Consider the following 24,157-nt stretch of genomic DNA (forward strand, 5'->3'; position numbering starts at 1 on the left):
GGCAGCATGTCAGTTGCCGGGGATTTTTTTTAACGTCCAACCGCCGCTTTAGGGCGTTTCTTCGCACCAGCATTCACCGGACGAGATTGCGTAGACGACGCTTTTTTTGCCGTAGCAGGCGTCTGACGCTGAGTCGCCATCGGCGTATGTTTAGTCAACGCCGGACGGGTATTGCGGTTCTGGCGACGAGCTTCACGCATCTCTTCAATGGTTGGCGCAGGCACTAAGCAATCGCGACGGCTGCCAATCAGATGCTTTTTGCCCATCGCTTCCAGCGCCTAGCGGATTAACGGCCAGTTTGCCGGATCGTGGTAACGCAACAACGCTTTATGCAAACGACGCTGTTTGTCGCCCTTCGGTACGAAGACGTCTTCGCTCTTATAACCAATCTTCGCCAGCGGGTTTTTCCCGGTGTAATACATGGTGGTTGAGTTCGCCAGCGGCGATGGGTAGAAGTTCTGTACCTGGTCGAGACGGAAACGATGCTTTTTCAGCCACAGCGCCAAATTCACCATATCTTCATCACGCGTACCGGGGTGCGCAGAGATGAAATACGGGATCAGATACTGCTCTTTACCTGCCTGTTTCGAGTAGGTATCGAACAGCTCTTTAAAGCGGTCATAGCTGCCCATGCCCGGCTTCATCATCTTCGACAACGGCCCTTCTTCGGTATGTTCCGGAGCAATCTTCAGATAACCGCCGACGTGATGGGTCGCCAACTCTTTGATATAGCGCGGATCTTCCACGGCGATGTCATAACGTACGCCTGAGGCGATGAGGATTTTTTTAATGCCTTTCAGATCACGCGCACGGCGATAGAGGTTGATCGTCGGTTTGTGGTTAGTGTCCATGTGCGGACAAATATCCGGATAAACGCACGACAAACGGCGACAAGTTTGTTCAGCGCGTGGCGATTTGCAGCGCAACATATACATGTTGGCAGTTGGCCCACCGAGATCGGAAATCACGCCCGTAAAACCTGGAACGGTGTCGCGGATCGCTTCGATCTCATTAATGATCGAATCTTCCGAACGGCTCTGAATAATGCGCCCTTCGTGCTCGGTAATAGAACAGAAAGAACAGCCGCCAAAGCAGCCGCGCATAATGTTGACCGAAAAACGGATCATTTCGTAAGCCGGAATACGGGCATTGCCATAGGCCGGATGTGGCACGCGCTTGTACGGCAGCGCAAAAACGCTGTCCATCTCTTCGGTAGAAAGCGGGATAGCAGGCGGGTTGATCCACACATAGCGGTCACCGTGTTTTTGCATCAATGCGCGGGCGCAGCCTGGGTTGGTTTCGTGGTGCAGAATGCGCGAAGCATGGGCGTACAGCACTTTATCGCCCTTCACTTTCTCGAAAGAAGGCAGTAATACGTAGGTTTTTTCCCACGGTTTCTGGCGCGGTGGCTGCACGATTACAGCTTTCGCTTCCTGCTTTTTCGGCGCAACAGGTTTGTTATCCGCACACGGCAAATCTTCGCCATACGGATGCGGGATTGGGTCGATTTTCCCTGGGGTATCAAGACGGGTGGAATCCACACCGCTCCAGCCAGGCAGCGCCTCTTTTACGATAATTGCGGTATTACGCACATCGCGGATTTCACTAATCGGCTCGCCCATCGCCAGACGATGCGCTACTTCCACCAGCGGACGTTCACCGTTACCAAACATCAGCATGTCGGCTTTCGAATCTACCAGAACGGAACGGCGCACGGTATCGGACCAGTAATCATAATGCGCGGTACGGCGCAGGCTAGCCTCAATACCGCCGAGGATCACCGGCACATCTTTCCACGCCTCTTTACAACGCTGGGTATAAACCAGCGTGGCGCGATCCGGTCGCTTACCCGCGACATTATCTGGCGTGTAGGCATCATCATGACGTAAACGGCGATCGGCGGTATAGCGGTTGATCATCGAATCCATGTTGCCAGCAGTAACACCAAAAAACAGATTCGGTTTACCCAGACGCATAAAGTCGTCTTTGCTGCTCCAGTCCGGCTGGGCGATGATCCCGACGCGAAAGCCCTGCGCTTCCAGCATACGACCGCAAATCGCCATCCCGAAGCTTGGGTGATCGACATACGCGTCGCCAGTAACCAAAATGATGTCGCAGCTATCCCAGCCAAGTTGATCCATCTCTTCACGAGACATCGGCAAAAACGGTGCCGGTCCAAAACAGGCGGCCCAGTACTGCGGCCAGGAGAACAGGTCGCGATCCGGTTGGATCAGGGAGATAGAGCTCATTTTGCTTCCAGAAATGATAAAAAAATAATCAAAGGCCGGGGATTATAAGCCGGAACGAAAGAGAAATCGAAAGGTATTCCATACTCGCCCTCCTCGGGCGAGTATGAAGATTACGGTACCGGATTGACCAACAGTTGCCCAATCGAGCCACGGTCCGCCATTTCCAGCGTCTGACTGTTGAAGTAGAACGGGAAGTGCGCCCAGGAAGGCTGACCGAAATAAACAAGCAGCTCCACTTGTCCGTCAACCCAAACGGTATCTTTCCAGCCTCTGTCTTCCGGGAACGGCATCGCGCCATTCACGTTACGGATCTGGAACATTACGCCTTCAATATGGAACGCTTGCGGCTCGTCCGCGCGTACCGTCCAGCGTTCCCACGTTCCTTGCTGCGCGGTGACATCAATACGGTTGACGTCCCACAGCTGTCCATTAATACCCGGGTCATCCCCCAGACTGATATCGCGACTGCGAATTGGCGAACCAGCCATGATTTCAGTTGGCAGCAAGCGCATCGGAAGACTGTCTGTGACCAGCGGCAGAAGGCCGGTTGGGCGCAGCGTTAGCACCAAGGTAGAAACCAGAATACTGGATGGCTCAAAGAAGCCGCGAATACGATCAACAATGCTCGCCGCTTCGCCACAGGTGATCGACACTTCATCGCCGTTGCTCATATCCACCAGAATCTCGCGGCGCTCGCCCGGTGCCAGCGAAAGTTGCTTCACCGATACAGGAGCAGGCAGGAATCCCTGATCGCCAGAAATCACATGTAACGGGCGACCATCGCTCATCTGTAGTTGATAGCGACGAGAGTTCGACGCGTTCAGCAGTCGCAAGCGCACCCAGCCACGCGAGACTTCAACGTACGGGCTTTGTACACCGTTAACCAGCAGCGTATCACCAACAAAGCCGCCGCTTCCCGGTTCGTTGTATTCTGGCGTACCAAAGTTATCCAGCCGTTTATCCTGGATAATGACCGGAAAATCATCCACACCATAATGGTTGGGGATAGGCAGCGACTTGCTGACTTCATCTTCCACCAGCCACATTCCGGCAAGGCCGTTATAGACCTGCTGAGCCGTGCGGTTGGGAGTATTGGCGTGATACCACAGAGTAGCTGCGTTCTGGCGAATAGGCAGTACGGGTGCCCAGTCAGCGTTTGGCGACATCATCCGTGCCGGACCGCCCATCAGCGGGCCTGGTACCTGTAGCCCGGCCACCGTCATTGAGACATTTTCTGTCAGGCGGTTGCTGTAAATAAGCTTAACATCGTCGCCCTTCCAGACGCGGATAGTCGGCCCCAGGTAACGACCATTGATTCCCCAGACCGACGCGCGTGTCCCTGGCGTAAATGACCAGTGCGCACGTTGTACAGTCATAAACAGCGGTTGCCCACGGCGAGATTCAAGTAGCGGCGGAACGGGTAGCGGTTGCTGTTGCCCGGCTGCGCTGGCCTTCAGGGGAACAGCGCCTGCACAAAGTGCAATCCCCGATGCCTGAATGAACTGACGCCGACTGAGTGACATATTTGCTCCATGTAAAACTGGCTAAAGTAATACCGTGCAGGAAAGTGTTCCCCGCAAAAATACAGATTGCCGACTTAAACTTTTCCGGCGGCTTCGCGTTCTGCGACTTCTTTATCGAGCTCGGCGATTTTTTGTTCCATTATCGAACGACAATGGGCAGCCAGCTCACGAACCTGATCTTTGCCATACTGACTGACGTCAATTGGCGGCAGCATTTCGACAATCACCAGACCGTTGTGCAGTCGATTAAGATTAATCTTATTCGAAGTTGTAGAGACGCACACGGGAATAATCGGGACGCCCGCCGCAATTGCCGCGTGAAATGCTCCAGTCTTGAACGGTAGCAGGCCGCGACCACGGCTGCGGGTTCCTTCCGGGAACATCCAGATGGAAATACGGCGTTTTTTGAAATGATTCACGACTTCCGCAATGGTGCCGTGAGCTTTAGTGCGATTGTTTCTGTCGATCAATAAGTTGCCGGTTAACCAGTACAACTGCCCGAAGAAGGGGATCCACAGCAAGCTCTTTTTACCTACCGTCACCGTCGGCGGTTGCACAATGTTCGATGCTGTCACCATGTCATAGTTGTTCTGGTGGTTAGCGATATAGATAGCATTGCCGTAGCTTTCAGCATCTGCAGGTTTGCGGCACTCAACTTTCAGGCCGAACAGTGGCGCAAGACGGCCAAACATATGCCCAAAGGTGGCCACATGTTTCGGGTTACGCGGGCTGAAAAGGCAGTAAATGGAGCCGAATACACAGACTAAGATGCTGTAAATCACGGTAATAATAAGACGAAAGATATATAGCATAACACCCTCTGAAGGTCTGAGAGACTGGCATTGTACGTCACCTGAAATCAGGTTAGGGCATTGTTAAAAGCCGCTCTCTGGAAAAGCGTATTGTTAATCGCAACGCATGAATAAACAACGGTTTCAAGGGAATTTTTATCGTTTCCGGGGGTTGAATACGCTGCCGGATGACGACTTAACGTTTCATCCGGCGTTCCTTGCTAGCGGGAGGAAACAGCGCCCTCCCCGGCATATTACTCTTCGCTATCACCGCTGCTGGCACGGCGAGGAGAGTCGATCTCAACACGATCGATACGCTGCAAACCGCGCATCAACGTACCGCGGCGTCCACGTTCGCCAGTGACTTTCTGTAGCTCTTCCGGACGCAGTTTAATTTTGCGTTTCCCAACATGAATGGTCAGCGTGCTTTGCGGCGGCAGAACGTACAGTTGCGCCAGACCATCCTCGCCACGCGCGGCTTCTGCCGATGGAATGTTGATAATCTTATTGCCTTTGCCCTTCGACAGCTGCGGCAGATCGCTTACCGGGAACATCAACATACGGCCTGCCTGAGTGATTGCCAGCAGCATATCGGAAGCATCTTCAATCACCACCGGCGGCATAACATGGGCATTTTCCGGTAAGGTGATCAAAGCCTTACCCGCACGGTTACGCGCCACCAGATCGTTAAAGGTGCAGACGAAACCGTAACCCGCATCGGAAGCCATCAGCAGTTTCTGATCGTCGCTTTCCATCAGCATATGGTCAACGGTCGCCCCAGGCGGCAACGTTAATTTGCCGGTGAGTGGTTCGCCCTGACCACGCGCCGACGGCAGCGTAATCGGGTCGATGGCATAGCTACGACCGGTGGAATCAACAAACACTACCGGTTGGTTACTCTTACCTTTCACCGCCGCTTTGAAGCTATCACCCGCTTTATAATTCAGGCCCGGCGCGTCGATATCATGGCCTTTAGCGCTGCGTACCCAGCCCATCTGCGACAGCACAATGGTGACAGGTTCAGACGGCAGCATGTCGTGCTCGCTCATCGCTTTCGCTTCTTCGCGTTCCTGCAACGGCGAACGACGATCGTCACCGTAGGCTTGCGCGTCTGCCTGCAGTTCTTTCTTCAGCAGGTTATTCATTTTACGCTCGGAAGCCAAAATGCCCTGCAACTGGTCGCGCTCTTTTTCCAGCTCACTCTGCTCACCGCGAATCTTCATCTCTTCCAGTTTGGCAAGATGACGCAGTTTCAGTTCGAGGATCGCTTCCGCCTGGGTTTCCGTAAGGCCAAACCGCGACATCAGCGCCGGTTTCGGTTCATCTTCGTTACGAATGATCTCAATCACTTCGTCGATGTTGAGAAACGCCACCAGCAAACCTTCCAGGATATGCAGGCGCTTGAGGACTTTCTCCAGACGATAGTTCAGTCGGCGGCGCACGGTATCGCGACGGAACACCAGCCATTCGGAGAGGATTTCCAACAGGTTTTTCACCGCCGGACGACCATCCAGACCGATCATATTGAGGTTAATGCGATAGCTCTTTTCCAGATCGGTGGTAGCGAAGAGGTGGTTCATCACCTGATCCATATCCACGCGGTTGGAACGCGGCACAATCACCAGACGGGTCGGGTTCTCGTGGTCAGATTCATCGCGCAGATCGTCAACCATCGGCAGCTTTTTGTTGCGCATTTGCGCAGCAATTTGCTCCAGTACGCGCGCACCTGAAACCTGATGCGGTAATGCGCTGATAACCACCGCGCCATCTTCTTTCTTCCACACCGCGCGCATACGCACTGAACCACGTCCGTTCTCGTAGATTTTACGAATCTCGGCGCGCGAAGTGATAATTTCCGCTTCAGTCGGATAATCCGGCCCCTGCACGATATCCAGCAGCTGATCGAGCGTGGTTTTCGGCTGGTCGATTAATGCGATTGCCGCCTGAGCTACTTCACGCAGGTTATGCGGTGGAATATCGGTCGCCATGCCGACGGCAATACCGGTGGTGCCGTTAAGCAAAATGTTTGGCAGACGGGCAGGTAGCATTTTCGGCTCCTGCAAAGTGCCGTCGAAGTTTGGCACCCAGTCAGCCGTCCCCTGCCCCAGCTCGCTCAATAGCAGCTCGGAATATTTCGACAACCGGGATTCGGTGTAACGCATTGCCGCGAACGATTTCGGATCGTCCGGCGCGCCCCAGTTCCCCTGACCATCAACCAGCGGATAACGGTAAGAGAACGGCTGCGCCATCAGGACCATCGCTTCATAACAGGCGATATCGCCGTGCGGATGGTATTTACCCAGTACGTCACCGACGGTACGGGCCGATTTTTTAAATTTGGCGCTGGCATTCAGGCCCAGTTCAGACATCGCATACACAATGCGGCGCTGAACAGGTTTCAGACCATCACCAATAAACGGCAACGCACGGTCCATGATCACGTACATGGAGTAGTTTAAGTAGGCGTTTTCCGTAAATTCATGTAGCGCAAGGCGCTCTGCCATATCGCTCATTAATTCTGATTCCTCAACTTATTCGCCAGCCTTCAAAGGGGCAATATTGCCGGAGATACTACATTATCTGCCGCGTCGAGTCACAGGAGATCAGCGTGAATAGCGCCGCCGGACGTGCTCCGACGGCGATAAAGGCATCAATGTGCCTTGATATACAACTCTTTGCTGTAGACTTGATCGGCATAGAGGGCAGCACAAGGTTGCGCCCATGCCACACCACTCGGCATGGGGGTCCGCTCCGGGCGATTCGAGAAGTTGAGGTTATGCGAGTCCAGGGAAGCCTAAAGCATCAAAGTAGTCGACTGTAAGTATACGGTTCAGCCCAGTTTAGCTGTGTCTCCACCAGTGCCCCGCGCCTCCTGCCATAAGTGCGGCTTGCTCATGGATACCCCCGAGACGGCTTACGGCGCACCGGATAATAAATTTCGCGTATACATGGTATTCCTTACCGGAGAAATTATAAGCCCAACAACAATACGCCTGTGACATTGTTCGCTCAAACTTATCGCGAGTGATTTGGCTCACACTCCGGTAAAGATTCCCCATCACGCCAACGGCACATAAACATCCGTTTCCAGTCGCTGCTCTGTCACCCCTTCGGCAAGATTGGTGTAGTGAAACAGAATCGGTGCTTTACGCATTTTCTCGCCGCTTGCAGGCAGCCAGTGGCGAATAATGCCCCATATCGTGTGTGAAATATCGTCCAGCTCGCCAACGTGGCGGGCCACGGCATAACGTCCACCGGTAAGTTCACCATTGCTCACACCATAACGATTATCGGGAATCGGTTCGCTAACGCTGCCGCAGATATCAAAGCGAAACGCTTCCGGTGCGGTGGTGGCAGGGTCGTCCCAGGCGACGCCAAAAGTCTGGCTTTGGTTAACAGGAGAAAGCCCCGTCTCTTTACGCCACATGATAAATTTCGCCACACTGTAGTTGAGCAACTCAGGGCTACAGCGGTGCGGCAACATCGCCACAGGGATTGATGGGAAATCGATAATGTTTACATCCAGTGTCAGGTTTGTCATTTTGCCTCCCTGCGAAATTATTCCCGGGAACGCGTCCCGGGAGCGGTAACAATTACGGATTTACTTTGCGGATCTGTTTGACGTCAATTTCAACAGAATTCCAGTCTTTATCGACTTCACCCTGAATCTCAACCGTATCTTTCGGCGTCACCGTCACACCGTTCCAGCGTTTGTGATCGATATCAACATTGATAGTACCGCTGGCATCTTTAAACACGTAGAGATCGTCAGAGATGCGTTCAACGATATTGCCGCGCAGGGTTACCCAGGTGTCGTCACGCAGGGATTTTGCGCTTTCTACAGTCGTTACGCTGTCGTTCGGCCCCTGGAATCCTCCGGCCTGACTTTGCGTTGCCGATGGGCCAGAAAAACCGCCCTGCTCTGCTGCCATCACCGGTGCACTGCACAGGGCCATTACTGCGATTACTGCTGCGAATTTTTTCATGTTTATTACTCCCTTTAATGTCTGTTTCCGAGCATTTAACAAGATAGTCCTTAACAACTTCTTAAGGGAAAAAAATAAAATTTAATGCTGTACAGAGCGCGTTACAACACGGTTTACTGGCAGCAAATACGGTTATCGCAGGGATGAAAAAATGCGAATTTTACTGATAGAAGATGACATGCTGATTGGCGACGGCATCAAAACTGGCCTTAGTAAAATGGGTTTTAGTGTCGACTGGTTTACACAAGGTCGTCAGGGAAAAGAGGCGCTTTATAGCGCACCTTATGATGCGGTGATCCTGGATTTAACCTTACCAGGCATGGATGGTCGCGATATTTTGCGCGAATGGCGAGAGAAAGGTCAGCGTGAGCCGGTACTGAACCTGACCGCGCGTGATGCGTTAGCGGAACGTGTAGAAGGGCTGCGTCTGGGAGCTGACGATTATCTGTGTAAACCTTTTGCGTTGATAGAAGTCGCCGCTAGGCTGGAGGCTCTGATGCGCCGAACCAACGGCCAGGCCAGCAACGAGCTGCGCCACGGTAACGTCATGCTCGACCCCGGCAAACGTATCGCCACGCTGGCTGGCGAACCCTTAACACTGAAACCAAAAGAATTTGCCCTGCTGGAATTACTGATGCGTAACGCTGGTCGGGTACTGCCGCGCAAACTGATTGAAGAGAAACTGTATACCTGGGACGAAGAGGTCACCAGTAATGCCGTTGAAGTGCATGTGCATCATCTGCGACGCAAACTCGGTAGTGATTTTATTCGTACCGTGCATGGTATTGGCTACACATTAGGTGAGAAATGAAATTTACCCAACGTCTTAGTCTGCGCGTCAGGCTGACGCTAATCTTTTTAATTCTGGCCTCGGTGACCTGGCAGCTTTCCAGCTTTGTCGCCTGGAAACAAACAACGGATAACGTCGATGAATTGTTCGACACCCAACTGATGCTGTTTGCCAAACGGTTAAGTACGCTCGATCTCAACGAAATCAACGCGGCGGATCGCATGGCACAGACGCCAAATAAATTAAAACACGGTCATGTTGTTGATGACGATGCGCTGACCTTTGCCATCTTTACCCACGACGGCAGAATGGTCCTTAATGATGGCGATAACGGAGAAGATATTCCCTATAGCTATCAACGGGAAGGTTTTGCTGACGGGCAACTGGTCGGTGAAGACGATCCTTGGCGTTTTGTCTGGATGACCTCACCTGATGGCAAATATCGCATCGTTGTTGGCCAGGAATGGGAATACCGTGAAGACATGGCGCTGGCGATTGTTGCCGGGCAATTGATCCCGTGGCTGGTCGCACTGCCGATTATGTTAATCATCATGATGGTACTACTGGGTCGTGAACTCGCGCCGCTGAACAAACTGGCGCTGGCACTACGTATGCGTGACCCTGACTCGGAAAAACCACTAAACGCGACTGGCGTACCCAGCGAAGTGCGGCCACTGGTTGAGTCGCTAAATCAACTGTTCGCCCGCACACATGCGATGATGGTTCGAGAACGACGCTTTACCTCCGATGCAGCTCACGAACTACGTAGCCCGTTAACAGCGCTGAAAGTGCAAACCGAAGTTGCGCAGCTCTCTGACGATGATCCGCAGGCGCGGAAAAAAGCACTGCTCCAATTACATTCCGGGATCGATCGCGCTACTCGTCTGGTTGATCAACTGCTCACGCTATCGCGGCTGGACTCACTGGATAACCTTCAGGACGTCGCGGAGATCCCGCTTGAAGATCTCCTACAATCGTCGGTGATGGATATTTACCACACGGCGCAGCAGGCGAAAATTGACGTGCGACTGACACTCAATGCCCACGGCATCAAACGCACCGGACAACCGCTATTGCTAAGTTTGTTGGTGCGAAATTTGCTGGATAACGCCGTGCGCTACAGTCCACAGGGCAGCGTGATAGACGTCACGCTGAATGCTGATAATTTCATCGTGAGGGATAACGGCCCCGGTGTGACACCAGAGGCACTGGCGCGAATTGGCGAACGCTTCTATCGCCCACCCGGACAAACCGCTACCGGCAGTGGACTTGGGCTATCGATTGTCCAGCGAATCGCCAAGCTGCATGACATGAATGTTGAGTTTGGGAATGCGGAACAAGGTGGATTTGAGGCGAAGGTAAGCTGGTAACTTCTCTGTCTATGAGAGCCGTTAAAACGACTCTCATAGATTTTACTAATAGCAAAATATAAACCGTCCCCAAAAAAGCCACCAACCACAAACCAGACAAATAACGAGCGAGAATACATATAGCCAAAACTCGAACATTTCCCGCATAAAGAGTTTTCTTAAGATAAGAATAATAAGTGGAGTAAGAAGAAAAAATGCTGCAATCATTGCTTGCAATATACGATCTTCGCCTGAAACGGAAGGTATACTGCAAATATTGCCTCCCGACTCAAGCATCCAGTCATACTTATTGAAAGCAAAAAAAGAATCTATTAACCAATAAGTAAGCATTATATATAGCAATGCTTCAAATATTGTTTTAATTTTCTGCTTTAACATATATCAGTACGCTCATAAAAATCCATTTATAATTATCAACATGACACGTTGATATTTTCATCTTTTACTTATTCAAAGCCATATTTTCAATCCCCAAAAAAACCGAACCAAACGTGTAAATTATTCCGGTGCGAGTAAGAATTATGAGGAATGGCTATCAGTATTGTCATTTTCAGAAAATATTTATCCTGCATCGGTGAGTCAGAGCTAGATCAGACTTTTGCTAAATTCGCAAAAGACTTTGCACATTTTGCTAATTTCACCGTACCGCTCTGTGACGTACTATAGTCGACAAACGTCTCACCTTGAGGTTAAAAAATGAGCAACATCCTGATTATCAACGGCGCGAAAAAATTCGCCCACTCCAATGGTCAACTGAACGACACCCTGACCGAAGTCGCGGATGGCACACTGCGCGACCTCGGGCATGATGTCCGCATCGTTCGCGCCGACAGCGACTACAATGTCAAAGCGGAAGTACAAAACTTTCTCTGGGCTGATGTGGTGATCTGGCAGATGCCAGGCTGGTGGATGGGCGCGCCGTGGACAGTGAAAAAATATATTGATGATGTATTCACCGAAGGTCACGGGACTCTGTATGCCAGCGATGGTCGTACCCGCAAAGATCCGTCGAAAAAATACGGTTCCGGCGGCCTGGTACAGGGCAAAAAATATATGCTTTCTCTAACCTGGAACGCACCAATGGAAGCCTTCACCGAAAAAGATCAGTTCTTCCACGGCGTTGGCGTTGACGGTGTGTATCTGCCGTTCCATAAAGCAAACCAATTCCTCGGTATGGAACCGCTGCCGACATTTATCGCTAATGACGTGATAAAAATGCCTGATGTTCCCCGCTATACTGAAGAATATCGCAAGCATCTTGTGGAAATTTTTGGTTAACTAGAGCTCAGGCTTTAGAAGGAGTTAACCATGCTTACCGTAATCGCAGAAATCCGTACTCGTCCTGGTCAACATCACCGTCAGGCGGTATTGGATCAGTTTGCTAAAATCGTTCCAACCGTACTGAAAGAAGAAGGTTGCCACGGCTATGCGCCAATGGTGGATTGCGCTGCTGGCGTGAGTTTCCAGTCTATGGCACCGGATTCTATCGTGATGATTGAGCAGTGGGAAAGCATCGCGCACCTTGAAGCGCATCTGCAAACCCCGCACATGAAGGCGTACAGCGAAGCCGTAAAAGGCGACGTGCTGGAGATGAATATCCGTATTCTGCAGCCAGGGATTTAATCCTGCCTTGTTTGCCCGGCCATCCTGACCGGGCAATGTTCTTTCCTTTAAACCTCAATCTCCGCCATGTCGCCTTTCTCTTGCAACCAGTTGCGGCGATCTTCCGAGCGTTTCTTCGCCAGCAGCATATCCATCATCGCGTCAGTACGCTGATCGTCTTCATCATCGATAGTCAACTGCACCAGACGGCGAGTGTTCGGATCAAGCGTGGTTTCACGCAATTGCATCGGGTTCATTTCCCCCAGACCTTTAAAACGCTGGACGTTCGGCTTGCCTTTCTTGCGTTTTAATTGCTCAAGTACGCCCTCTTTCTCTTCTTCCGTCAGCGCGTAATAAACCTCTTTCCCGAGATCAATACGGTAGAGCGGTGGCAGTGCGACGTAAACGTGACCGTGTTTCACCAACGCGCGGAAGTGTTTTACGAACAAAGCGCAGAGCAGCGTGGCAATGTGCAGACCATCAGAGTCCGCATCCGCGAGGATACAGATTTTGCCATAACGAAGCTGGCTCAGATCGTCGCTGTCAGGATCGATACCGATCGCTACCGAAATATCATGCACTTCCTGCGAGGCCAGCACTTCGTCGGAAGAAACTTCCCAGGTGTTAAGGATCTTACCTTTCAGCGGCATGATCGCCTGATATTCACGATCGCGCGCCTGCTTGGCAGATCCGCCTGCGGAGTCACCTTCCACGAGGAACAGTTCGGTACGGTTAAGGTCCTGTGCGGTACAATCAGCCAGTTTGCCTGGCAGCGCCGGGCCGCTGGTCAGCTTTTTACGCACCACTTTTTTAGCCGCACGCATACGACGCTGGGCGCTGGAAATCGCCATCTCTGCCAGCAACTCCGCCGCCTGAACGTTCTGGTTCAGCCACAGGATGAAGGCATCTTTCACCACGCCCGAAACGAATGCCGCACACTGACGCGAAGAGAGACGCTCTTTGGTCTGCCCGGCAAACTGCGGATCCTGCATTTTAACCGACAGAACATAGGCGCAGCGATCCCAGATATCTTCCGCCGACAGCTTCACGCCGCGCGGCAGAATGTTGCGGTATTCACAGAACTCACGCATCGCGTCCAACAGGCCCTGACGCAGACCATTAACATGGGTACCGCCCTGCATCGTTGGGATAAGGTTGACGTAGCTTTCGGTCAGCAGTTCACCGCCTTCCGGCAGCCACAGTAGCGCCCAGTCCACAGCTTCAGTATCGCCAGCGAAATTACCGATAAACGGTTTTTCTGGCAGCGTCGGTAAACCGTTTACCGCTTCCGCCAGGTAATCATTCAGACCGTCCTGATAGCACCAGCGCTGTTCGGTGTTGTTGATCTCATCTTTAAAGGTAATCTCAACGCCGGGGCACAGTACTGCTTTGGCCTTCAGCACATGCGTCAGGCGTGAAACAGAAAAACGCGGGCTGTCAAAGAAGGTTTCATCCGGCCAGAAGTGCACGCTGGTACCGGTATTGCGTTTACCGCAAGTGCCGACAACCTGTAAATCCTGCACCTTTTCGCCATTTTCAAAGGCGATGTTATAAACCTGACCATCGCGGCGCACGTTAACTTCTACGCGCTTCGACAAGGCGTTAACTACCGAAATCCCCACGCCATGCAGGCCGCCAGAGAACTGGTAATTTTTGTTAGAGAATTTACCGCCTGCATGCAGACGGCAAAGAATCAGTTCAACCGCCGGTACACCTTCTTCCGGGTGAATATCCACCGGCATCCCGCGCCCATCGTCAATCACTTCTAACGACTGGTCAACATGTAAGATTACATCCACGCGTTTTGCGTGACCCGCCAGTGCTTCATCGACACTGTTATCAATAACTTCTTGCCCCAAATGGTTAGGGCGAGTGGTATCGGTATACATCCCCGGACGGCGGCGAACCGGCTCAAGCCCGGTGAGTACCTCAATGGCATCAGCGTTATAAGTTTGCGTCATGGTTTAAGTTAGCAATTCGAGTTGATCGTCAGAGATGGTGCAGACCAAGAAAATCGACGATCGGGTTGAAATAATCTTCGAAGCCCGTGAATGCGTGGTTGCCGCCTTCTATGACAGTCTGGCGGCAGGAAGCGTAGTACGCCACCGCCTGGCGGTAATCCAGCACTTCATCTCCCGTCTGTTGCAGCAGCCAGATCAAATCCGGCGCTTCCAGCGGGTCAATCTGCATGACTTTGAGATCGTAAATATGGCGTGACTCTAGCACATATTGCTGCCCGGTGTAGGGGTTCTCGTTCTGACCGAGATAGTCCGTCAGCAATTCAAACGGGCGTACCGCCGGGTTTACCACCACTGCGGGCAGCATAAAACATTGCGACAACCAGGTGGCGTAATATCCCCCCAGTGACGAACCGACAATACCCAGCGAATCGCCGCCATGTTCCAGGACAATGGATTCCAGCAGTTCTGCCGCGTCGGAAGGATACGGCGGCAACTGCGGAATGATCATCTCAACGTCAGGGTGATGTTCCGCCAGCCAGTTTTTTAACAAGCTCGCTTTTGCAGAGCGCGGCGAGCTGTTGAAACCGTGTAAATAAAGAAGCGTAGACATCAGTAGCCTTCTGAAGCGGTATCAGGTTGGAAACGTGTGTCCGCCAGGCGATGCACCTCGGTGGTCAGCGTGCCATCAGCATGTAACTCGAGAGTACGCCAGCCGGGCGCGATAGTATCCAGTGTAAAGTTGGAACAGTGCGGCTTAAACTGCACACAGGTCGACGGCGTTGCCAGCAGGCGGCGACCGTTCCAGTCGAGATCCAGCTCCTGATGAATATGACCGCACAGCAAGTATTTGACGTGCGGAAACTTCGCCAGCACGGTATCCAGTTCGCCCGCGTTACGCAGACTGTGTTGATCGAGCCAACTACAACCCGCAGGTAGCGGATGATGATGCAGCAGCAGCAACGTATGGCGTTCTGGCGCATCGGCCAGTTTACGTTCCAGCCACTCAAGCTGAAACTCGCTCAGCTCACCGTGCGGCACGCCAAACACCTGGCTATCCAGCAACAGGATTTGCCATTGCTCACCAATAAACACCCGCTTCGCCGGGGAGATACCCGCATCCTGTAACGCGCTGTACATCGCGGGCTGGAAATCGTGGTTGCCCGGCAGCCAGACGCAGGGCGCACGAAAACTTGCGATGCCTTCAGCGAAATGCTGATAGGCCGCAGAGGATTGATCCTGCGCTAAATCACCTGTCGCGACAATCAGGTCGAATTCGTGCTGGTGTGGACGAATCGCCTCCAGCACCGCCTGGTAGCTTTCCCAGGTGTTTACCCCTAACAGGGCTTCGTGCTTTTGTGCAAACAGGTGAGTATCGGTAATTTGTAAAATCCTTCCTCTGGCCTCACCAGCCAGAGGAAGGGTTAACAGGCTTTCCAAATGGTGTCCTTAGGTTTCACGACGCTAGTAAACCGGAATCGCCATCGCTCCATGTGCTAAACAGTATCGCAACCAGTCCGCTAAAAACTGGTTAATTTGATGCTTTTCGTCGCGTTGATGCAACTTTTTATTAGGATAATCATACCGCGCTTTGAAGCGAAAAATCTGCTGGCTTGAACACACTTCAGCCACCATCGCGTCATGATACAGACGCACCGTCATTGACGGAAGGCTCCAGTAACTGATCGCGGGCGCAGTCTGTTCTATTGTCACCAGGGTAGTGTATCGGGTCGATTCCACAATCGTCAGCCGATATTGTGCGTTTGCCACCTGATAGCTTACAGTTTCGCCGGGTGCGTCATTGCGCGGTAACAAACGGCGCAATTGTGAAAAGTTCATCTCGCACAGGCGCATCATTTCAGGAAAGTCAGGTGTGTAACGCTTCATTTATGCCCACTCATTTTTTAACGCTTGATGATGCAGCTGCAGCCATTGCAAAGCGATGACCGACGCTGCGTTGTCGATTTTCCCCTCTTCTACCCACTGGTATGCCTGTTCCCGGCTTACCACATGAACGCGAATATCTTCGTTTTCATCAGCCAGACCATGAATACCGATTGCGGTCGTGGCGTCCACTTCGCCCACCATAATTGACGAACGCTCACTGGTGCCCCCCGGGCTTGCCAGGAAACTTAACACCGGTTTGGTCCGTTTGACTATCAGTCCCGCCTCTTCAATCGCTTCGCGACGGGCAACATCTTCCACACTTTCACCCTCTTCAATCATCCCGGCAACCATCTCCAGTAGCCAGGGGGTTTCGCTGGTGTCGTACGCGGCAATCCGAATCTGCTCAATCAGCACAACTTCATCACGCACTGGGTCAAAGGGTAGCAAGACTGCGGCGTGACCGCGCTCAAAAATTTCCCGCCGTACCTCATGACTCATTTGCCCGTTGAATAGACGATGACGAAATCTATAAAGATCTAATGAAAAAAAGCCGCGATAAAGTGTTTCTCGTGCAATAATTTCTACATCGTTTTTGCCAAATGTCACGGGCAGGTTGTCTGGCTTAAGCATTGTTAATGTCCTGGCACTAATAGTGAATTAAATGTGAATTTCAGCGACGTTTGACTGCCGTTTGAGCAGTCATATGTTAAATTGAGGCACATTAACGCCCTATGGCACGTAACGCCAACCTTTTGCGGTAGCGGCTTCTGCTAGAATCCGCAATAATTTTACAGTTTGATCGCGCTAAATACTGCTTCACCACAAGGAATGCAAATGAAGAAATTGCTCCCCATTCTTATCGGCCTGAGCCTTTCTGGGTTCAGTTCGTTGAGCCAGGCCGAGAACCTGATGCAAGTTTATCAGCAAGCACGCCTTAGTAACCCGGAATTGCGTAAGTCTGCCGCCGATCGTGATGCTGCCTTTGAAAAAATTAATGAAGCGCGCAGTCCATTACTGCCACAGCTAGGTTTAGGTGCAGATTACACCTATAGCAACGGCTACCGCGACGCGAACGGCATCAACTCGAACGCGACCAGTGCGTCCCTGCAGTTAACTCAATCCATTTTTGATATGTCGAAATGGCGTGCGTTAACGCTGCAGGAAAAAGCAGCAGGGATTCAGGACGTCACATATCAGACCGATCAGCAAACCTTGATCCTCAACACCGCGACCGCTTATTTCAACGTGTTGAATGCTATTGACGTTCTTTCCTATACACAGGCACAAAAAGAAGCGATCTACCGTCAATTAGATCAAACCACCCAACGTTTTAACGTGGGCCTGGTAGCGATCACCGACGTGCAGAACGCCCGCGCGCAGTACGATACCGTGCTGGCGAACGAAGTGACCGCACGTAATAACCTTGATAACGCGGTAGAGCAGCTGCGCCAGATCACCGGTAACTACTATCCGGAACTGGCGGCGCTGAATGTCGAAAACTTTAAAACCGACAAACCACAGCCGGTTAACGCGCTGCTGAAAGAAGCCGAAAAACGCAACCTGTCGCTGTTACAGGCACGCTTGAGCCAAGACTTGGCGCGCGAGCAAATTCGCCAGGCGCAGGATGGTCACTTACCGACTCTGGATTTAACGGCTTCTACCGGGATTTCTGACACCTCTTATAGCGGTTCGAAAACCCGTGGTGCCGCTGGTACCCAGTATGACGATAGCAATATGGGCCAGAACAAAGTTGGCCTGAGCTTCTCGCTGCCGATTTATCAGGGCGGAATGGTTAACTCGCAGGTGAAACAGGCACAGTACAACTTTGTTGGTGCCAGTGAGCAACTGGAAAGCGCACATCGTAGCGTCGTGCAAACCGTACGTTCCTCCTTCAACAACATTAATGCTTCTATCAGTAGTATTAACGCCTACAAACAAGCCGTAGTTTCCGCGCAAAGCTCATTAGACGCGATGGAAGCGGGCTACTCGGTCGGTACGCGTACCATTGTTGATGTGTTGGATGCGACCACCACGCTGTACAACGCCAAGCAAGAGCTGGCGAATGCGCGTTATAACTACCTGATTAATCAGCTGAATATTAAGTCAGCCCTGGGTACGTTGAACGAGCAGGATTTGCTGGCACTGAACAATGCGCTGAGCAAACCGGTTTCCACTAATCCGGAAAACGTTGCCCCGCAAACGCCGGAACAGAATGCTATTGCTGATGGTTATGCGCCTGATAGCCCGGCACCCGTCGTTCAGCAAACATCCGCACGCACTACCACCAGTAACGGTCATAACCCTTTCCGTAACTGATGACGACGACGGGGCTTCGGCCCCGTCTGAACGTAAGGCAACGTAAAGATACGGGTTATCTGCCGCATTCTTCCCCCTTCTCGCTTCAATTTCGACCAGCCATCCTCTATTCTGATGGGTATTTACCACTGGTCCCGGAAGACAAAAATGAAACGGACAAAATCCATACGCCACGCATCGTTCCGCAAAAACTGGAGCGCACGCCATCTGACACCAGTCGCTCTCGCGGTTGCCACTGTTTTTATGCTGGCTGGCTGTGAAAAGAGTGATGAAACAGTGTCTCTCTATCAAAATGCTGACGACTGTTCAGCTGCAAACCCAGGCAAAAGCGCCGAATGTACCACCGCGTACAACAATGCGCTGAAAGAAGCCGAACGTACTGCGCCGAAATACGCCACCCGTGAAGACTGTGTTGCTGAATTTGGTGAAGGTCAGTGTCAGCAAGCACCAGCCCAGGCTGGCATGGCACCAGAAAACCAGGCGCAGGCTCAGCAATCCAGCGGGAGTTTCTGGATGCCGCTGATGGCCGGTTACATGATGGGGCGTCTGATGGGCGGCGGCGCGGGATTTGCACAGCAGCCGCTGTTCTCCTCGAAAAACCCGGCCAGTCCGGCTTACGGTAAATATACCGACGCGACGGGTAAAAACTATGGCGCAGTCCAGCCAGGCCGCACCATGACCGTACCGAAGACGGCAATGGCACCAAAACCGGCGACCACCACTACCGTTACCCGTGGCGGTTTTGGTGAATCTGTTGCCAAACAAAGCACTATGCAGCGTAGCGCAACCGGCACCTCTTCTCGTTCAATGGGTGGCTGATACCGATGGAAAGAGTCAGTATTACCGAGCGCCCGGACTGGCGTGAGAAAGCCCACGAATACGGTTTCAATTTTCACACCATGTACGGCGAGCCGTACTGGTGTGAAGATGCTTACTACAAGTTGACCCTCGCCCAGGTTGAAAAGCTGGAAGAAGTCACCGCCGAACTGCACCAGATGTGCCTGAAAGTGGTGGAAAAAGTGATCGCCAGCGATGAGCTGATGACCAAATTCCGCATACCAAAACACACCTGGAGTTTTGTGCGTCAATCATGGCTGACTCACCAGCCATCGCTTTATTCGCGTCTTGATCTGGCGTGGGATGGCACTGGCGAACCTAAACTTCTGGAAAATAACGCCGATACGCCAACGTCACTATACGAGGCGGCGTTCTTTCAGTGGATCTGGCTGGAAGATCAGCTTAACGCCGGTAACTTGCCGGAGGGCAGCGACCAGTTTAACAGTCTGCAAGAAAAACTGATCGATCGCTTCGTTGAGCTGCGTGAACAGTATGGCTTCCAGTTGCTGCATCTCACCTGCTGTCGCGACACGGTGGAAGATCGCGGAACCATTCAGTATTTGCAGGACTGCGCAACCGAAGCTGAAATCGCCACCGAGTTCCTCTACATCGACGAGATAGGTTTAGGCGAAAAAGGCCAGTTCACGGATTTACAGGATCAGGTGATTTCTAACCTGTTCAAGCTTTATCCGTGGGAATTTATGCTGCGCGAAATGTTCTCCACCAAGCTGGAAGATGCTGGCGTACGCTGGCTGGAACCGGCGTGGAAGAGCATTATCTCCAACAAGGCACTTCTACCGCTACTGTGGGAGATGTTCCCGAATCACCCGAACCTGCTGCCCGCTTATTTTGCGGAAGATGATCATCCGCAAATGGAAAAATATGTGGTTAAACCGATCTTCTCCCGTGAAGGCGCAAACGTGTCGATCATTGAGAACGGCAAAACCATTGAAGCAGCGGAAGGTCCGTATGGCGAAGAAGGGATGATTGTTCAGCAATTCCACCCGTTACCGAAATTCGGCGACAGCTATATGCTGATTGGTAGCTGGCTGGTGAACGATCAACCTGCCGGAATTGGCATTCGTGAAGACCGTGCGTTGATCACCCAAGATATGTCTCGGTTTTATCCACATATTTTTGTTGAATAAGCCACGATACCGGATGGCACTCGCCATCCGGTAATTGTTAGCCTATCTGCACCGACAGCATACTTAAACTGCCCATTTCTATACCATCGACCGGAATGGTAATTGGCTCCTGCCCATCCCACACACCTAACACATACAACAACGGCAGATAGTGCTCTGGCGTTGGGTTCGATAACGCGCCACCTTCATGGTCGAGATAATTCACCAGAGGATGCTGCTCTACCGGCCCTTGCCACGTCAGATTCGCTTTCACATACTCATTAAACGACGTCGCCCACGGATACGGTGAACTATCACCGTGCCACTTCACTGTGCGCAGGTTATGCACCACGTTACCGCTGGCGACCAACATTATTCCTTCATCACGCAGCGCCGCGAGTTTGCGCCCCATTTCGAAATGCCAAGCGGCAGGTTTGCTACTGTCGATACTCAACTGCACCATAGGGATATCGGCGTCAGGATACATCTTAATCAGCACGCCCCACGAGCCGTGGTCAAAGCCCCAGGCTTCTTTATCCAGCGTCACCGGGATCGGCGCTAACAGCTCAACCAGACGCTGTGCCAGCGCAGGCGAACCCGGAGCAGGATAATGCGTATCGTACAGCGCCTGCGGGAAGCCACCAAAGTCATGAATCGTGGGCGGCGTCTCCATCGCGGTCACTCCTGTTCCACGGGTAAACCAGTGAGCCGAAACCACCACAATCGCTTGCGGGCGTGGCAATGTCATCCCCAACTTCTGCCAGCTGCGGGTATACAAATTATCTTCCAGCACGTTCATCGGACTACCGTGACCTAAAAACAATGCTGGCATACGTGTTGAAGACATGATGATATCCTTAACTAAAGGTGTCATTTTGATATCCTCACAATACGCTTGTTCGGCGGAGTAAGAACCCGGATAACAATGATGATGATCATCAGTTATTTTGACGATCTGCCTGAAGGTGAAGATTTATAAGGAGTTGTCGATGTCAGTACCTCTCATTCTGACCATACTGGCGGGGGCAGCCACGTTTATTGGCGCGTTTCTCGGCGTTCTCGGACAAAAACCCTCGAACCGCTTACTGGCGTTTTCGCTAGGTTTTGCGGCGGGGATCATGTTGCTCATCTCATTAATGGAAATGCTTCCTGCCGCACTAGCAGCTGAAGGAATGTCGCCGGTGTTGGGTTATGGAATGTTTATCTTCGGTCTGCTTGGCTACTTTGGCCTGGACCGCATGTTGCCGCATGCGCATCCGCAGGATTTAATGCAAAAATCGGTGCAGCTGTTGCCAAAATCGATCAAGCGCACAGCCATTCTGCTCACTCTCGGCATCAGTCTGCATAACTTCCCGGAAGGGATTGCCACCTTTGTCACGGCGAGCAGCAACCTGGAGCTGGGATTTGGCATCGCACTGGCCGTCGCGTTGCACAATATCCCTGAAGGTCTGGCAGTGGCAGGCCCGGTTTATGCGGCAACGGGGTCTAAACGCACCGCGATTCTGTGGGCGGGGATTTCTGGACTAGCAGAAATTCTTGGTGGTGTGCTGGCGTGGTTAATCCTCGGTAGCATGATTTCCCCGGTGGTCATGGCGGCGGTTGCAGGAATTATGGTGGCGCTCTCGGTTGATGAATTAATGCCGCTCGCCAAAGAGATTGACCCTAATAATAACCCCAGCTATGGCGTACTATGTGGAATGTCAGTGATGGGATTCAGTTTAGTGCTGCTACAAACGGCGGGAATTGGTTAAAAACAACATCAGAAGTTGTCCAGCACATGGACAACTTCTGCCAGCTTCACGAAAGCCTTATTCTACCTTTTCGGCTGTCTCTTCTCTCGTACTGTTTAAGTATTTGTTCCGCGCTTCAAGCAGTGCGTCTCTGTCCTGGCGAAACGCCCGACAATAACGTTTCAAATGCAGAAAATAACCCACCACAACCAGAGCAATCAATACAATCCAGTACCAGGCGATAAACATCCTTTTACCCTTAATATTTAACAATACTAAACATTTAGCGCATAAATTTCACATATCCTTTTTCGGATATATTCATATGGTCGCATAATAACGGAACAATTATATGATTTTGATCATAATGAAAAAGAATACCTGATATTAATGAAATTTTCTCATAGAAAGAGAAGCGGAATTAACATCTTGCATAGCAGGGCAAAATAAAAACCGAAGCCAGCTACAACTTCGGTTTCTTGATTAAGGCAGTAATTAAGCAGCGGTTTTCAGCTGGCTTTACGCTCATGTGCCTGACGGTATGCCACCAGGTCTTCAATAGTCACGAGCGCCATATTGTGTTTATTGGCAAACTCAATGCACTCTGGTGCACGCGCCATCGTGCCATCGTCATTAGTCAGCTCACACAGCACACCAGCCGGTTTAAAGCCTGCCAGCGTCATCAAATCAATAGTCGCTTCAGTATGACCGCCACGCGTCAGTACACCACCTGCCTGCGCGCGAAGTGGGAAAACGTGGCCCGGGCGATTCAGATCAGAAGGTTTTGCGCCATCGGCAATCGCTGCGCGAACGGTCGTAATACGATCAGCGGCAGAAACACCGGTAGTCACACCTTCAGCCGCTTCAATGGTCACGGTAAAACCGGTGCCATAGGCGCTGGTGTTATTTTCTACCATCATTGGCAGATCAAGTTGTTTACGGCAATCTTCAGTGATGCACAGGCAAACAATACCGCTACCGTGGCGAATGGTCAGCGCCATCTGCTCAACGGTCATGGTTTCTGCCGGGAAGATCATATCGCCTTCGTTTTCACGGTCTTCATCATCAAGCACCATTACACCGCGTCCTTCACGCAGCGCAGCCAGTGCATTTTCAACACGTTCGAAAGGCGTACCAAAAGAGGAAAGTAGCGTCTGATTCATGGTAAAAAAAACTCACTAAAATTATGGTTACCAGAATCAGGGCAGTCTTAGGAGTGGCGGCATATAGCCAAAATAACGTGAGCGGGTCCATGCCCGACAGAATCGTTACTCTCTCCCATCCGGACTCTAACCGTCGGCCCCGGAATTACACCGGATCTGCTGTCCTTTGAGTTCGCACCCAAAGCGCTCGCGGGCTTTCAACTGAGTTGATTTACCGCCGGTGGGGAATTTCGCCCCGCCCTGAGAATAAGCGGATTCACTATAACGCTAATGATTAGCGGCAGCAACGCATAGCTTCACATAATTCTGGTTTATGACTTACCCTTATCGCACTACAATGGTACTCAACACCTATCAGTACAGGGAAACTACAATGATTGACCCGAAAAAAATTGAGCAAATCGCTCGCCAGGTTCACGAATCAATGCCTAAAGGAATCAGGGAGTTCGGGGAAGATGTGGAGAAAAAAATCCGCCAAACCCTACAAGCTCAGCTGACGCGCCTCGACCTTGTAAGCCGTGAAGAGTTCGACGTCCAAACGCAAGTCCTGTTACGGACTCGTGAGAAACTGGCGCTGCTTGAACAAAGAATCAGCGAACTGGAAAATCGCAGTACTGAGATCAAAAAGCAGCCAGATCCAGAGACTCTCCCCCCAACGCTGTAAACATTTGTCTTTAATGCACTGTAAATTATGAATTAATCCTCTAATTTACAGTGTTTTCTATTACATTATCGCTTAATCCCATTCAGAGTATCATCACAAAAATGAATGATTGCAATTGAAAATATAATTGTTATGTATTCTTTAAGTTTTACTTAATCGATATT

Annotated in this window: 23 protein-coding genes, 1 pseudogene and 1 riboswitch; of the genes and pseudogenes, 9 read left to right on the forward strand and 15 right to left on the reverse strand. The window is 51.5% G+C overall.

Going from position 1 to position 24,157, the window contains the following annotated elements; genetic code table 11:
• Positions 1–29 precede the first annotated feature (29 nt).
• The 6 genes and pseudogenes from ACUU1M_RS04265 to ygiW form a co-directional block, all read right to left on the reverse strand.
• A pseudogene (locus ACUU1M_RS04265) lies at positions 30–2,249 on the reverse strand (YgiQ family radical SAM protein).
• 110 nt (positions 2,250–2,359) lie between these two features.
• Entirely contained in the window at positions 2,360–3,772 is a 1,413-nt protein-coding gene (gene ftsP / locus ACUU1M_RS04270; protein WP_000059395.1) for a cell division protein FtsP, read from the reverse strand.
• A gap of 74 nt (positions 3,773–3,846) precedes the next feature.
• Positions 3,847–4,584: a 1-acylglycerol-3-phosphate O-acyltransferase gene (gene plsC / locus ACUU1M_RS04275; protein WP_000965712.1), complete on the reverse strand. Its 738-nt coding sequence runs from the start codon at positions 4,582–4,584 to the stop codon at positions 3,847–3,849.
• 233 nt (positions 4,585–4,817) lie between these two features.
• The gene (gene parC / locus ACUU1M_RS04280) at positions 4,818–7,076 is read right to left on the reverse strand and encodes a DNA topoisomerase IV subunit A (protein ID WP_001281841.1); all 2,259 of its coding nucleotides are present in this window, start codon (positions 7,074–7,076) and stop codon (positions 4,818–4,820) included.
• Positions 7,077–7,621: 545 nt separating this feature from the next.
• Positions 7,622–8,104, reverse strand: coding sequence for an AraC family transcriptional regulator (locus ACUU1M_RS04285; protein WP_000183494.1), 483 nt, complete (start codon positions 8,102–8,104; stop codon positions 7,622–7,624).
• 52 nt (positions 8,105–8,156) lie between these two features.
• Positions 8,157–8,549, reverse strand: a complete 393-nt coding sequence (ygiW, locus tag ACUU1M_RS04290) for an OB fold stress tolerance protein YgiW (RefSeq protein ID WP_000712657.1) — start codon at positions 8,547–8,549, stop codon at positions 8,157–8,159.
• 151 nt (positions 8,550–8,700) lie between these two features.
• Here ygiW and qseB point away from each other — a divergent pair, with 151 nt between their 5' ends.
• Both qseB and qseC read left to right on the forward strand, forming a co-directional pair.
• The gene (gene qseB, locus ACUU1M_RS04295; RefSeq protein WP_001221509.1) at positions 8,701–9,360 is read left to right on the forward strand and encodes a quorum sensing response regulator transcription factor QseB; all 660 of its coding nucleotides are present in this window, start codon (positions 8,701–8,703) and stop codon (positions 9,358–9,360) included.
• Complete coding sequence (gene qseC, locus ACUU1M_RS04300; protein ID WP_000673413.1) at positions 9,357–10,709, forward strand: quorum sensing histidine kinase QseC; 1,353 nt, start codon at positions 9,357–9,359, stop codon at positions 10,707–10,709. Before qseB ends, qseC begins: the two co-directional genes overlap by 4 nt.
• A gap of 45 nt (positions 10,710–10,754) precedes the next feature.
• Here qseC and ACUU1M_RS04305 read toward each other — a convergent pair whose 3' ends face one another.
• Positions 10,755–11,087 (reverse strand): DUF2645 family protein, encoded by a 333-nt coding sequence (locus tag ACUU1M_RS04305; protein WP_000917682.1) that lies wholly within the window; start codon positions 11,085–11,087, stop codon positions 10,755–10,757.
• Between the two features lie 318 nt (positions 11,088–11,405).
• Here ACUU1M_RS04305 and mdaB point away from each other — a divergent pair, with 318 nt between their 5' ends.
• Both mdaB and ACUU1M_RS04315 read left to right on the forward strand, forming a co-directional pair.
• On the forward strand, positions 11,406–11,987 hold the full coding sequence (gene mdaB, locus ACUU1M_RS04310; protein WP_000065435.1) for an NADPH:quinone oxidoreductase MdaB: 582 nt from the start codon (positions 11,406–11,408) through the stop codon (positions 11,985–11,987).
• Positions 11,988–12,017: 30 nt separating this feature from the next.
• The gene (locus tag ACUU1M_RS04315) at positions 12,018–12,332 is read left to right on the forward strand and encodes a putative quinol monooxygenase (protein ID WP_000958598.1); all 315 of its coding nucleotides are present in this window, start codon (positions 12,018–12,020) and stop codon (positions 12,330–12,332) included.
• A gap of 47 nt (positions 12,333–12,379) precedes the next feature.
• Here the strand turns inward: ACUU1M_RS04315 and parE are convergent, their stop codons facing one another.
• Genes parE through nudF form a run of 5 tightly spaced genes read right to left on the reverse strand, consistent with a single transcriptional unit; the run spans position 12,380 to position 16,786 of the window.
• Complete coding sequence (gene parE / locus ACUU1M_RS04320) at positions 12,380–14,272, reverse strand: DNA topoisomerase IV subunit B (RefSeq protein WP_000195323.1); 1,893 nt, start codon at positions 14,270–14,272, stop codon at positions 12,380–12,382.
• Between the two features lie 28 nt (positions 14,273–14,300).
• The gene (gene yqiA, locus ACUU1M_RS04325) at positions 14,301–14,882 is read right to left on the reverse strand and encodes an esterase YqiA (protein WP_000105733.1); all 582 of its coding nucleotides are present in this window, start codon (positions 14,880–14,882) and stop codon (positions 14,301–14,303) included.
• The gene (gene cpdA, locus ACUU1M_RS04330; RefSeq protein WP_000444728.1) at positions 14,882–15,709 is read right to left on the reverse strand and encodes a 3',5'-cyclic-AMP phosphodiesterase; all 828 of its coding nucleotides are present in this window, start codon (positions 15,707–15,709) and stop codon (positions 14,882–14,884) included. Before cpdA ends, yqiA begins: the two co-directional genes overlap by 1 nt.
• 24 nt (positions 15,710–15,733) lie before the next feature.
• Positions 15,734–16,156 carry a DUF1249 family protein gene (locus ACUU1M_RS04335; RefSeq protein ID WP_000833393.1) on the reverse strand — a complete coding sequence of 141 codons (423 nt, stop codon included), beginning with the start codon at positions 16,154–16,156 and terminating at the stop codon, positions 15,734–15,736.
• Positions 16,157–16,786 carry an ADP-ribose diphosphatase gene (gene nudF / locus ACUU1M_RS04340; protein WP_000917114.1) on the reverse strand — a complete coding sequence of 210 codons (630 nt, stop codon included), beginning with the start codon at positions 16,784–16,786 and terminating at the stop codon, positions 16,157–16,159.
• 204 nt (positions 16,787–16,990) lie between these two features.
• Here nudF and tolC point away from each other — a divergent pair, with 204 nt between their 5' ends.
• The 3 genes from tolC to ACUU1M_RS04355 all read left to right on the forward strand — a co-directional run bounded on the left by tolC (position 16,991) and on the right by ACUU1M_RS04355 (position 20,457).
• On the forward strand, positions 16,991–18,472 hold the full coding sequence (gene tolC, locus ACUU1M_RS04345) for an outer membrane channel protein TolC (protein ID WP_000735278.1): 1,482 nt from the start codon (positions 16,991–16,993) through the stop codon (positions 18,470–18,472).
• 147 nt (positions 18,473–18,619) lie between these two features.
• Positions 18,620–19,291, forward strand: coding sequence for a DUF1190 family protein (locus tag ACUU1M_RS04350; protein WP_000831546.1), 672 nt, complete (start codon positions 18,620–18,622; stop codon positions 19,289–19,291).
• 5 nt (positions 19,292–19,296) lie between these two features.
• Positions 19,297–20,457, forward strand: a complete 1,161-nt coding sequence (locus tag ACUU1M_RS04355) for a glutathionylspermidine synthase family protein (protein WP_000442868.1) — start codon at positions 19,297–19,299, stop codon at positions 20,455–20,457.
• 37 nt (positions 20,458–20,494) lie between these two features.
• Here ACUU1M_RS04355 and ygiD read toward each other — a convergent pair whose 3' ends face one another.
• Complete coding sequence (gene ygiD / locus ACUU1M_RS04360) at positions 20,495–21,283, reverse strand: 4,5-DOPA-extradiol-dioxygenase (RefSeq protein WP_005051905.1); 789 nt, start codon at positions 21,281–21,283, stop codon at positions 20,495–20,497.
• 142 nt (positions 21,284–21,425) lie between these two features.
• Between ygiD and zupT the strand changes: the two genes are divergently transcribed.
• Positions 21,426–22,187: a zinc transporter ZupT gene (gene zupT / locus ACUU1M_RS04365; protein ID WP_005077000.1), complete on the forward strand. Its 762-nt coding sequence runs from the start codon at positions 21,426–21,428 to the stop codon at positions 22,185–22,187.
• Between the two features lie 57 nt (positions 22,188–22,244).
• On the opposite strand, the gene yqiD is transcribed toward zupT, so the two are convergent.
• Positions 22,245–22,415 (reverse strand): protein YqiD, encoded by a 171-nt coding sequence (gene yqiD, locus ACUU1M_RS04370; protein ID WP_000469266.1) that lies wholly within the window; start codon positions 22,413–22,415, stop codon positions 22,245–22,247.
• Between the two features lie 260 nt (positions 22,416–22,675).
• Positions 22,676–23,329: a 3,4-dihydroxy-2-butanone-4-phosphate synthase gene (gene ribB, locus ACUU1M_RS04375; RefSeq protein ID WP_001076991.1), complete on the reverse strand. Its 654-nt coding sequence runs from the start codon at positions 23,327–23,329 to the stop codon at positions 22,676–22,678.
• A 103-nt stretch (positions 23,330–23,432) separates the two neighbouring features.
• Positions 23,433–23,581, reverse strand: a riboswitch (FMN riboswitch).
• A gap of 121 nt (positions 23,582–23,702) precedes the next feature.
• Here ribB and ubiK point away from each other — a divergent pair.
• Complete coding sequence (gene ubiK, locus ACUU1M_RS04380) at positions 23,703–23,993, forward strand: ubiquinone biosynthesis accessory factor UbiK (protein ID WP_001295626.1); 291 nt, start codon at positions 23,703–23,705, stop codon at positions 23,991–23,993.
• Positions 23,994–24,157 lie beyond the last annotated feature (164 nt).

It is taken from the genome of Shigella sp. SIG6 (genome assembly GCF_053555815.1).